This window comes from Glutamicibacter sp. BSL13 (genome assembly GCF_052928425.1).
In genome coordinates this window covers 1-11,540 of record NZ_JAVGCZ010000091.1, presented here as the reverse complement: position 1 = coordinate 11,540, position 11,540 = coordinate 1, and the positions used below count along the sequence as shown (strand labels likewise).

Annotated in this window: 10 protein-coding genes; 5 read left to right on the top strand and 5 right to left on the bottom strand. The window is 60.6% G+C overall.

All coding sequences use genetic code 11. The annotated features are described in order from the left end of the window. The 4 genes from RCJ92_RS12955 to RCJ92_RS12940 form a co-directional block, all read left to right on the top strand. Positions 1–421, top strand: a 421-nt coding sequence (locus RCJ92_RS12955) for a M20/M25/M40 family metallo-hydrolase (protein WP_446754767.1), incomplete at its 5' end; no start/stop codon positions are given. A gap of 10 nt (positions 422–431) precedes the next feature. Continuing rightward, positions 432–1,844, top strand: a complete 1,413-nt coding sequence (locus RCJ92_RS12950; RefSeq protein WP_138927038.1) for an MFS transporter — start codon at positions 432–434, stop codon at positions 1,842–1,844. Between the two features lie 69 nt (positions 1,845–1,913). Beyond that, the gene (locus RCJ92_RS12945) at positions 1,914–2,666 is read left to right on the top strand and encodes an SDR family NAD(P)-dependent oxidoreductase (RefSeq protein ID WP_343830194.1); all 753 of its coding nucleotides are present in this window, start codon (positions 1,914–1,916) and stop codon (positions 2,664–2,666) included. 94 nt (positions 2,667–2,760) lie between these two features. After that, a complete protein-coding gene (locus tag RCJ92_RS12940) occupies positions 2,761–3,426 on the top strand; it encodes a pentapeptide repeat-containing protein (RefSeq protein WP_396277570.1) in 666 nt (221 codons plus the stop codon). 707 nt (positions 3,427–4,133) lie between these two features. Here the strand turns inward: RCJ92_RS12940 and RCJ92_RS12935 are convergent. The 4 genes from RCJ92_RS12935 to RCJ92_RS12920 form a co-directional block, all read right to left on the bottom strand. Continuing rightward, the gene (locus RCJ92_RS12935; RefSeq protein ID WP_396277569.1) at positions 4,134–4,451 is read right to left on the bottom strand and encodes a DNA/RNA non-specific endonuclease; all 318 of its coding nucleotides are present in this window, start codon (positions 4,449–4,451) and stop codon (positions 4,134–4,136) included. A gap of 190 nt (positions 4,452–4,641) precedes the next feature. Continuing rightward, on the bottom strand, positions 4,642–5,178 hold the full coding sequence (locus RCJ92_RS12930; RefSeq protein WP_396277568.1) for a hypothetical protein: 537 nt from the start codon (positions 5,176–5,178) through the stop codon (positions 4,642–4,644). Between the two features lie 99 nt (positions 5,179–5,277). After that, on the bottom strand, positions 5,278–5,730 hold the full coding sequence (locus tag RCJ92_RS12925) for a hypothetical protein (protein WP_396277567.1): 453 nt from the start codon (positions 5,728–5,730) through the stop codon (positions 5,278–5,280). Beyond that, positions 5,727–6,044: a PadR family transcriptional regulator gene (locus RCJ92_RS12920; RefSeq protein ID WP_396277566.1), complete on the bottom strand. Its 318-nt coding sequence runs from the start codon at positions 6,042–6,044 to the stop codon at positions 5,727–5,729. Before RCJ92_RS12920 ends, RCJ92_RS12925 begins: the two co-directional genes overlap by 4 nt. Before the next feature lie 306 nt (positions 6,045–6,350). On the opposite strand from RCJ92_RS12920, the gene mobF reads away from it, so the two are divergent. Then, a complete protein-coding gene (gene mobF, locus RCJ92_RS12915; protein WP_446754768.1) occupies positions 6,351–10,682 on the top strand; it encodes a MobF family relaxase in 4,332 nt (1,443 codons plus the stop codon). Positions 10,683–10,802: 120 nt separating this feature from the next. On the opposite strand, the gene RCJ92_RS12910 is transcribed toward mobF, so the two are convergent. Further along, positions 10,803–11,366, bottom strand: a complete 564-nt coding sequence (locus RCJ92_RS12910; protein WP_396277565.1) for a PIN domain-containing protein — start codon at positions 11,364–11,366, stop codon at positions 10,803–10,805. Positions 11,367–11,540 lie beyond the last annotated feature (174 nt).

The window sequence follows — 11,540 nt, the reverse complement described above, 5'->3', positions numbered from 1 at the left end:
CGTGGACCGCCGGCTGCTGCCCAGGGAGGACCCGCAGCAAATCCTGGAGCAGCTGCTGCGCCAGCTGCGCCTGCTCATCGCCGACAGCGCGATCCCCCACCGGGAGTTGATCCAGATCACCGGGGAAGTCCAGATGCAGATGCCCGGGTTCCTCACCGAGCCCGGGCACCCCTTCACCCGCCGGGTCTGCCAGGCGCTGGCGGATGCCGGGGCCAGCGCGGAGACCGGAATCTGGACCGCCTCCTGCGAGGGCGGATTCCTGGCCGAACACCACCAGGTGCCCACCCTCGTGCTGGGGCCCGGGGAAATTAACACCCAGGCCCACCAGCCCAACGAAAGCGTTTCCATCCAGGACTTGTGCACCGCGGCGCGGGCCTACGCACTCATCGCGCTGCGCCATCATCACCATCAGTGGGACTAAGGAGAAGACAATGTCCAGCCCAGCACAGCTGCCGGCGATCCGCAGGGAAGCGGATTTCACGGCCGAAGAGAAGAAACTGGCCCGCAAGTCGGTGGCCGGGTCGGCGATCGGCAACGCGATCGAATGGTTCGACTACGGCATCTACGGATACCTGATCGTCTACATCTCCGAGCTGTTCTTCACCTTCGGGGAGGACGCCGGGGCGCTGCCGCGCATCCTGGCCTTCTCCACCTTCGCGATCTCCTTCATCGTGCGCCCGCTGGGCGGCACCGTGCTGGGGCCGCTGGGCGACCGAATCGGGCGGCGCAAGATCCTGATCTTCACCATCGTGATGATCAGCGTGTCCACCGCCTGCATCGCCGCGCTGCCCACCTTTGACCAGGTCGGCTTCCTGGCCCCGCTGATGCTGGTGCTGCTGCGCATGATCCAGGGCTTCTCCGCCGGCGGCGAGTACGCCGGGGCGGCGGTGTTCATGAGCGAACACGCCCCGGACGACAAGCGGGGCAAGTACGGTTCCTTCCTGGAGTTCGGCACCCTGGCCGGCTTCAGCGGCGCCGCGATCCTGTGCACCGTGCTAACTCTGATCGTGGGCACCGACGGGATGATGGCCGGCTGGTGGCGCCTGCCCTTCGCGCTGACCCTGCTGCTGGGCGGCATCGCGCTGTGGATGCGCCGCCACCTGGAGGAACCGGAGACCTTCACCCAGGACACCGCCAAGCATGAGGAAGTCGAATCGGCGACCAAGGTGCTGGGAATGCTGCTCAAGCACTACCCGGCCCAGCTGTTCAAGCTCTTCGGGTTCATCGTGCTGGTGAACGTGGCGTTCTACCTGGTGCTCACCTACATGCCCAGCTACCTCACGGCCACGCTGGGCCACGGGGCCACCGAGTCCAACCTGACCCTGGTGTTCATCCAGCTGCTGATGATCGCGCTGATCGTGCCGCTGGGGGCGCTCAGCGACCGGATCGGACGCAAGCCGCTGCTGATCACCGCCAGCGCCGGGTTCGTGCTGCTGCCGGTCCCGGCGGTGCAGCTGATGCAGACCGGGGGACTGGTGGGGCAGATCATCGGCATCGGCGTGCTGGGCCTGCTGCTGGTGGTGCTGCTGTCCACGATCTCCTCCACCCTGCCGGCCCTGTTCCCCACCGCGGTGCGCTACTCCGGTTTCGCGATCGGCTACAACCTGTCCACCGCCATCTTTGGCGGCACCGCCGCGGTGGCCAACGAGGCGCTGATCGAACTCACCGGCAGCTCCCTGGTCCCGGGCTGGTACCTGGTGGGGGCCGGCGTGATCGGCCTGGTCTCGGTGCTCACCTTCCGCGAGACGGCTGGGCGGTCGCTGCGCGGCAACGTGATCCCGGGCAGCGATGACAAGGAACGCATCGAACAGGGTGAAACCCTGGTCGGGGCCGGGCGCCGCTAGGCGCCCGGGGCGCGGCCCACCGACAATACCCAGAACGAAGAACACGGCAACAAGAAGGAGTTGGATTTCGTGAGCGAAGCGCAGCGCGTGGCACTGGTGACCGGGGCAACCTCCGGCATCGGGGTGGAAATCGCCCGGCGGCTGGTGGCCGACGGGATGCGGGTGGCGATCTCGGGACGCTCCGCGGAACGCGGGCAGAAGGTGGCCGCCGAACTGGGCGAGGCGGTCTTCTTCATCCAGGCCGAACTGACCGCACCGGGGGCGCCGCAGCGACTGATCGATGAGGTGGTCTCCCGGGCCGGGCGGCTGGACGTGCTGGTGAACAACGCCGCCATCGACCACATCAACCGGATGCTGGACACCCCGGAGAATGAGATCCGTGAGGCCTTCGAAATCAACACGTTCGCCGCGATCTTCTGCCTGCAGGCCGCCGGCCGGGTGATGCGGGAGGCCGGGGGAGGGGCGATCATCAACATCACCTCCCGGCTGGCCAGCATCGGGGTGCCCACCATGGGGCTGTACAGCGCCAGCAAGGGGGCCATGCTCGCCCTGACCCGCGCCGCGGCCGTGGAACTGGCCGAACACAACATCCGGGTCAACGCCGTCGCCCCGGGCATGACCCGCACCCAGATGTTCGAGGACTGGCTGGCCGGGCAGGAGGACGCGGACGCCACCGAACGCGAGGTCTCCGCGGCGATCCCGCTGGGCCGGGTGGCCCTGCCCGAGGACGTGGCCGGGGCGGTGGCCTACTTCGCCAATGCGCAGAACACCTACGTCACCGGCGTCTCCCTGCCCGTGGACGGCGGGTACCTGGCCAAGTAGCCTCCCGCCCCGGCGCCGCTGTTTTGATACCCTCCCCAGTGGAAGGGACCGCGGGCCGACCGGCCTGCCGGACGGTGAGGGAAGAGGGATGGTCATGGGTGCTCCACGCACGGTTGCTGCGCCAAAAACCGGGGGCTGGTCATTGCCGCCGGTGCTGCGGGAAGGCACGGCGTCGGACCTGGCCGAGCGCGGACTGCAGGAACGGGTGCGGTTCTGCGGCCTGGACCTGAGTGGGCTGGACCTGTCGGGCAGCACCTTCGAGGAGTGCGAACTGCAGCGGCTGGGCATCTCCGAGGCCAACCTGCAGGCCGCCCACTGGCTGCGGACCGTGGCCGGGAACCTGCAGATCCCCGCCCTGAACGCCCACCGGATTGGGATGTGGCAGGTGCGCCTGGACGCCTGCCGGTTCGGGGGCGCGGACCTGGCCGAGGCGCAGCTGGACAACGTGGTGATCAGCGGGTCAAAGTTCACCTGGCTCAGTCTGCAGCGGGCCCGGCTGCGCGACGTGCTGTTGCGGGACTGCGTGATCGAGGAGCTGGATTTGAGCCAGTGCCGGATCGAGCGCCTGGCCTTTGAGAACGTCAAGGCCGGCACCATGCACTGTGCCGGGGCAAAAATGCGCCAGGTGGATCTGCGCGGAGCCCAGCTGCAGAGCCTGAGCGGGCTTGGGAGCCTGCGCGGCACCGTGGTGAACCCGGCCCAGCTGCAGTCGCTGGCCGAACTGTTCGCCGTGCACTTTGGGATCACCGTCCGGGACTAGGCGCTCCCCCCGCAGCCGGCGCACGAACCTGCGGGCACTGAAAAGGTCCCGCCATCCGGTTGGACGACGGGACCTGATCAGATCATCACTCGCACCCTCAATGAGGTTGTCTACAACAATAGACCAGCTCCATGTTGGTGCTGATTGTGTAAGCAGAGCCGGAGAAAGCGCGTTCACTCTCGAATTTCCTGTACCACGGCAGCAAATCGGTGGAGTCCACGAACTCTTTGACCGCTGCTAACCGGTGACGGACGTAGCGGGTCAAATGTCTTGGCCAGTCCTGGCCGTTTGGCCGTGGTCGATGTAGAGGTCATGACGTCGGACGCCAGCGGTGATGAGGGCCTGAATCTGGCGTTCGATGTGTTGGACATGAGTAGATGTGCTGGCGTATTCGACCTATTTGGGCATCGGCCCTTCAAAAGTGTCTCGCAACTAATGGTGCAGACCCGATTCTATGCCGTTAGCTGCGGCACATAGTTATGAGAATGTCAGTCGACTGATTTTCCGAGGATTGTTCACCACGGGAGTGGGCATCGATGAGACGTCTTGCAACCTATGGGTTGTGAAGCATCATGAATGACGTTCTGGTTGGGATCATGAAAGAAATGATGTGATGTTGGTGTAGAAGAACGAGTCATAGTTCGCCTGTTTGGCTTCGTAGACTTCGCCCTAGGTCAGTGCGCCGCGGCGGGCAAGGTGCCCGCGGTCTAGCCCGTTGTTGCTGTAGAGCCCGTTACCCACCTGTGTCTCTGCGGGAGGCGTGGATCTTTTCTGAAGTTGGTCCCTGCTCGATCAAGGAGCTTGATACTTCCCCCGTCGATGTTCCATCCCACCCATCGGGCCAGTCGCCGTGAACGGCTCAGCGTGAGGGAGAAGTGGGTGTAGTTAATGATCGGTGAGCCATCTACGAGTACGGAGTAGGCCAGGTGCTCAGGGTTTAGAGCTGGCGCATCGATGCAGGTTTCGAGGAATTTCTTATCGTAGCCGTCCCTGGGGGCGTCCAAGGCTGCTGATTCGGTGGTCATCCTGGATTCCTCTGTAGTTGTAGTCCTCGGCGGGAAATGTCCCGTGATGGTTTCAGCCTAGATCCCTGCAGGGGTGTCTCATAGAGCTGCGCTGGCCGGGCGCAGATATTGGTAAATGAAGGGGGCGGGGTGTGACTGCACAATCTGTGCAGTCACACCCCGCTCCTTCGAGAAGAATGTAGCGCGGAGCTTAGCTAATTCTGACTCCCTTAGCGGCAACAGCGTAGTCACCAAATGAGTAGCAGGTGTTGTGGTTCGACACCGGGCCACGCCAGGTGCTCCAGTAGTGCTGATTCCCGTAGTAGTAACGGGTCTGACCACGGTTAGCACCGGGGCAAAGGTAGCGCACGTTGTTGTACTTGCTGAGGCTGGCCTCGCCCTTGTTGGCAAAGCAAAGCACATTCGCGCCATTCTGGCCGCGCCAACGGTACCAGTCAATTCGGCTGCCGCAGGTCACGATGTCAACAAACGGCTGGAACATTGGAACATCGCTCAAGTAGATCGGGGTATCGGTGGCGGGCATCTGCGTTTCCTCCAGCTCTTCAATCTCCGCAAGCTCCTCGGCAGAGATCGGTGTGCCTTCGGTGGGATCGACTTCAACAATCGTGATGCCCTCATCAATGGCCCATTGCGGGGTGTCGGCTTCAGCGGCTGAAGCGATTCCTGGAACGAGGGAGAAGACCAGGGCTAAGATGCCGGCCTTAGCAGCCAAAGCGGCTCGTGACATGAGTAATTCCTTAGAAATAGCGAGAGATCGACGTATGCGACATACATCGATCTCATGCTATGTAGATTTAAGGAGACGGGCAAGTTCAGGCGCCGATATTTACTCGCCGGGGTATGCGGGTGCGATCTCCCCTCCACCGAGCACTTCTTGACCATCGATGATCATCGGGTCATTCGGAGTAGTCTTGGCATTCTCTTGGATCATCTCGTCGGTCACCGTGAAGTAGGTGACCTCGTGGTTCGACAATTTCGAAGCTCCAGCGATGCCGCCGAGTGCGAGAACGGCGGCGATCAGGGCGGCTGGCAACAGTATTTTCATTGCTTTCTCCTCTTTGCGTTGATCTAGTCCAGATAAAGCGTCAAGTCCATGCGCGATCCTCAGACGGGCACCAGCTAAGAGAGCGCCGGTGAGAATATCACCGGAAGGAATCCCCAGCTCCCCGCAATCGCGAAGGTCCGCACGCCACTGCTCAGAGCGCTCCTCGCGCAGATGCGCTGGCGTGACAAAAAGTGATAGCTGCAAAAGCGCGCGAGCTATCAAAGACTGGCTCATGCGAGCTTCCCGGAAGTGAGGTTGAATTTCGCCGAAAGCTTCGGCTGCTGAGCGGAAATATACTCGTGCGCATAGGGAACCGCTGCTGCGTCCAACTTGAAGTACCTGCGACGGGGGCCCTTACGGCTGAGGTCGGTATCCCACTCGCTCGTGATCCACCCGGCCATTTCGAGGCGCTCCAAAATGGGATAGACCGTGCCCGTCTTGAGCCCGGTCTTTTTCACGATTTGCAGACCCCACACGGAATCAGTCGATTCCAGCAACACACTGATTACAGCGGCTGTTGCGGGGGTATGCCTCGATAAGCGCTCCATGGCACTCATACTACCTATGTAGATTTAGAGGGTCAAGGAAAGGAAACCGGGTGAGTCAATAACGACCGTTTCTGCTACGCAGAAGTTTGGTGGAGAGTTAGCAGGCCGCTTTGTCGGTATTCACTACGCCAATCTAGTCCGGTATATCGAATACGAATTCGACTTGTTCGCAGATACGGCCCAGTTCCTGTCGAGTCCCACGCCTTTCGGGTCCGAGGGAAGCAAGGCAAAGGGATAAAGTCTAGATCTGTTACACCTTTTGCATCCTCGATAACTTTGGCCGGAATTGCTAGAATCACCGGTGTGATGACCCTGCACAAGCTCAGCGCAGGAGACGGCTATTTGTACTACACCCGAGAAGTCGCCTCCGCTGACGAGCTGCGGTCATCCGAGAGGAAACTCGGTGATTACTACACTGTGACCGGCCACCCGCCTGGCCTCTGGGGAGGGCGTGGGGCTAAGCATCTGGGGGTCTCTGGTGAGGTTACCGAAGAGCAAATGGAATTGCTCTATGGTTCGGGACAGCATCCCTTGGCCGGGCAGATTGACCCGGCTACCGGGCAGAAGATCGATCCTAAGTTGGGTCAACGCTACAAGAGATTCGATCAGTTCGACTCCGAGCTGGCTCAGAAGATCAACACTGCACTGGGTGACTTCGCTCGTCTCAAGCATCGTGAACCAACTGTCGATGAACGCCGAATCCTCCGTGCCAAGGCGGGCGGTGAACACTTCTACAAGCTGCATGGGCGCAAGCCCAAAGACAAAGAAGAACTCTCCCAGTTCATCTCCCGACAGACGCATAAGGGTTCCAATGCGGTAGCTGGTTATGACATGGTGTTCTCCCCGTCGAAGAGTATTTCCTATCTGTGGGGCGTCAGCGATCGCAAGGTGCAGCAGGCTATCGAAAGGGCTCACCATGTGGCCATTGAAGATGCGATGACGTACCTGGAAAACAATGCGGTCTTCACACGGCGTGGTAAGAATGGTGTGCGTTCGGAGGACGTTGACGGCGGGCTGATTTACACTTCGTTCCGTCACTATGACTCACGTGATGGTGACCCGCAGCTACACGATCACATTGTTGTCTCAAACAAGGTGTTGGGCATGGATGGCAAGTGGAGCGCCATTGACGGTACGGTGCTGCACAAGTACGCCGTCTCCGCTTCAGAGCACTACAACGCCAAGATCATGCAGTATGTGTGCAAGGAATTAGGGCTGTCCACCACCCAGCGTGAGGCGGACGGGAAACGGCCCATTATCGAGATTGGTGGTGTTCCCATGGAAGCCATCGAGGCCGCCTCGTCGCGCCGAACCCACATCAAAGACAAGCTGAAGAGCCTTGTTTCCGAGTTCGAGGAGAAGCACGGGCGTGTCCCGAACTCGAAGCAGCTGATCAAACTTTCCCAGCAAGCGACCCTCGAAACCCGTGCCGAGAAGAAGAAAGGCCTGTCCCTTTCCGAGCTGACTGAGAACTGGCAGCAGAAGTTCGCAGCCGTACCCGGGGCACTGGTGGGTGAAGATCTGTTCAAGGCAGCTCGCAAGTATTCCAAGGCTCATCGCATCGACTACACGAGTATCGAAGAGCTTTCCCCACAGAAGATTGAAACGCTGGCCCAGTCCACGATCGCCCGTCTAGAACAAAGCCGCGCCATTTGGACTACGGCCCATGTGGAAGCCGAAGTACGCCGCCAGCTCACCCAGGAATTCAAAGCGCGACCAGTCTCAGCTCAGGTGATTGCGCAGATCCGTACGACCGCGATTGACTCACTGAGCCTGAAAGTCAGCCCGGATCTACCCGTGCCGGCAGCGGTGCCAGGAGCGATGACGGCGGTGCATAAGTACCAGAAACCGCACTCCGCGCTCTACACGTCCGAAGCCGTCATGAAAGCCGAGCACGGGGTGTTGCAGGCCGCCAGGACCGATGTCATTCCCTCTACGAGCCATGAGGAATTCCGGCGCGTCCTGGACGGGTTTACGGGTCGTTTGAATGATCAGCAGATTGAGCTTGCCCGTGAGTTCTCGTGCAGCTCGAAACTCCTGGTGGCAGGTATCGGCCCCGCCGGCACTGGCAAGACCACCGCGATGAAGCTGGCTGTCACAGCGATGAAGAACAGCGGTCACGGCGTGATCGCGGTGGCGCCCTCAGCCAAAGCAGCAGCCCTGCTCGGTCATGAAGTCGGTGCGGAAGCCATGACCGTTGAGCGGCTGTTGGTCACTCCGGACAAGCTTGCGCCCGGGGATGTAGTGATCATTGACGAGGCTGGAATGCTAGGCACCACCGCGTTCGTGGCCCTGGTGGAGCAGGCCAAAGAACGCGGTGCCCTGGTGCGTGCCATTGGTGATGACAAGCAGCTGGCCGCGGTCGGTTCCGGTGGCATCTTGCGCCTGTTGAACCAGGAAGAGAAGCTAGTTCACCTTGAACAGATTCACCGGTTCAGGAACGCGGATGGCAGTGCCAACAAGGAAGAAGCTGAAGCTTCCTTGGCGCTCCGTGAAGCCCCCGTCGTGGGTAAAGATGACCCCTGGGCCTATTACCGAGCCGAGGGCAAGATCAAGGCTGGCGGCGCACAGCACATGGCCGATCAGGTCTTCGCTGCTTGGCAGAAGGACACTAACGACGGACGCACGTCGCTCATGCTGGGCGGCACCAACGCCCAGGTAGATAACCTGAACAAGAAAGCCCAAGCCTACCGGCTGCACCACGGCCACCTGGATGATACGCAGTCCATGATGGCCCGGAACCACGTCGAGATCTACGTGGGAGACGTGATCCTGACTAAGAGCAATGACCGGCGTTTGAGCGTTCACCAGGGCAAGGACTTCGTCAAGAACAACGACGCGTGGATTGTTGAAGGCATCGAGGGCAATCACCTGCTGGCATGCCACCAGCAGCACAACGGATTGGCGGTGATTCCAGCCTGCTACGTGCAAGAGCATGTGATCCTGGGCTACGCGGACACCGTGCACACCGCGCAGGGCGCTACCGTGGACACCGCCCACGCCTTGCTCACCAGCGGCACTGACCGGGCCGGCGCCTACGTGGCCACCAGCCGAGGCAAATTCGATAACCGGATCTATGTGGGACTGGCCGAGGACGAACGGCCAGATGAAGTGCTCAAGGGTATTGCCGAGCGCACCGATCTGAATATCACCGCCCACGAAGCGATGAGCCGCGAGGTTGAGAAGGCCCGCGACATTGACGGCTTGGGGGAGATCTACCGCGACCTGGTAGACCAGGCCCGCACCGCCAAGTATGAGCAGATTTTCCGCCACGTCATTGGCAACGAGAGCGCCGAACAGTTCCTCGCTGACCCGGCTTGGGGCGCGGTTGTTCATCATCTGAAGGATGCTGAAGACAAGGGGCTCAAGCTCGAATCCTTGCTGGAAGATGCTTACTCGCAGCGGGAGTTCGGTAACGCGCAGAACCGTGCGGCGGTGTTGGCATGGCGTCTCCAGCCACTGATTGAAAACCGCGAAGCCGTCCTGGCCGAGGCGCGCCGTCCGTTGTGTGAAGTCAGCGACGAACACCTGGCCGAGCTGAAACAGCGCGCGCTGGCACAATCAGCGGCTGCGGGCACACCATACCGCCAGACCGCCATCGACCTGGCCGAGGCCGCGGGCATCACCGCTTACACGCGGCGCCTGTATGGCCACCTCACCGAAGAGGCACTGGCTGGCAGGATTAAGAGCACCGATGACGAGCTATTACGCCAGATCCCTTCCAACCCCGAGAATCAGCAAGAATACCTGTCCTGGTCGTTGGCCAAGCTGCGCGAAGAACAGCAGCTACGCCAAAACATGCCCGAACAGCTGCGTCAGGCCGAGATCCGCGACCGCGACCACAACCTGATTGCTGCTACGAGCGGCACGGTTCTAGAGCGCATCAGCCGCGAGTTGAAACTACGTCAGCTGGAACAGCCGGCCTTTGCACACCCGCGTGAACGTAACGAGTTGGGCGAATGGTACGCACCACGCGCGCAGCTGGCCGATCCACGACTACCTGTGGCCTGGAAGGAACAGATCACCGCCTACCGGCAAGCGCTGGATACCGAGCATCGGCGCCTTGGAGCGCAGCTGGCGCAGAACCCGCCAGCCTGGCTGGAATCGCTGGGACCGGTACCAGGACGCAGTCACCGGGCTGAAGAGTGGCGGCGCCTCGCGGCCGAAGTCGCCGCCTACCGCCGCACCTACAACATTGCCGATTCAGAGCCAGGACTACTGCCGGCCTCGCATCTGAAGAAGAGTGAGGTTGCCCAGGGCCTACGTAACCGCGCGGCCGAACTGCACAAGCACTCGGCTTTAGCGAGGACGCCGCCATTGAGCGCCGAAGCCAAACAAGACCACGCAACGATGACCGCTGGCCAAGCCAGCACTACGTTGACTCCCACCAGCGCTCAGGCCAAACTTGCTGAGCTACGTCAACGGGTTCAACGACAACAAAAAGCCGCTGAAAAGCAGGAGGAGACTGCATCTACTGCACCAGGACGTCGAGTTGAGGAACAGGAACCTCCTGCAGCTGCCGAGTCTCTTTTGGCTCGGTTGCGGAAGAATCGTAGCGCCCACCAACTTGAGCAGAAAAACCGGGTGCAGGAGGACGAGATCCGTCGGAAAGGCCCAGAAGGTCCCAGCCTCCGATGAGGTCACGACCCTCGACTGGCCTTGTGGGGTGAAGATCGACCGTCTAACTTCATGCCCTGCTTCGAGAAAAGGACCCTTTCGACGTGCTGGTCAACGCGCAGGTAACTCCAAGCCGGACTGTTATCCGTGATGCGCCAGGTTCTGGAGGTGCTTTTGGACGATTCGGGCAAAATTGGGGCACTGTGCCTCACGCAGCGCCTCGGGTAGGGGCTTCCCGTTCCTTTTCGCCCAATAGCTCGCCTGGAACTTGACTACACGTCGTACGACTTCTGGAGCCGAAGCCGCGATTTCTGCGAAAAAATCATCACACGTGTAGACCTCATAAAACGTGGCGTCCGAGTCAAAACCAGTATCTTCAGTGAGAAGGATCTGGGCATGACAGGCTTCAGCCGCGTGATGAACGTGCCAGTCTTCTCTATCACTGATACCGCTGATCGGGCCGCCGGGATAGTCCTGGAGAATTTCATCGAAAATCGTTTGGCACTTTGCGATCACACCTGAGACTAGGTTTCCACGTTGTTCAGGATATTGATCCCTTAATCGGGCGCCTGCCTCGGTGATAACGTCCCACGTGGTGTGAATCTGAAACATCCCACCTTCAGACTCCACTCGCAACAGAAAAAGCCAGTCGCGCAGCGTTCGGCTGAAGAGCACGTTGGCATCGACAAAAACACGTTGGGGCATAGTACTAGTCTGCACTACGCCCCACCGTGACTACTTTTTCTTCGTGTTAGCCCGGGCGTTTCATCGTTCGGGACGTCATTAACGGTCTTTAACGAGGAAAAGGTGACCTGAACTGGGAAAATAGAGGTATCTAAGCTTCATCCACCCAGTTCAAAAGGATCACCTTTTCGATGC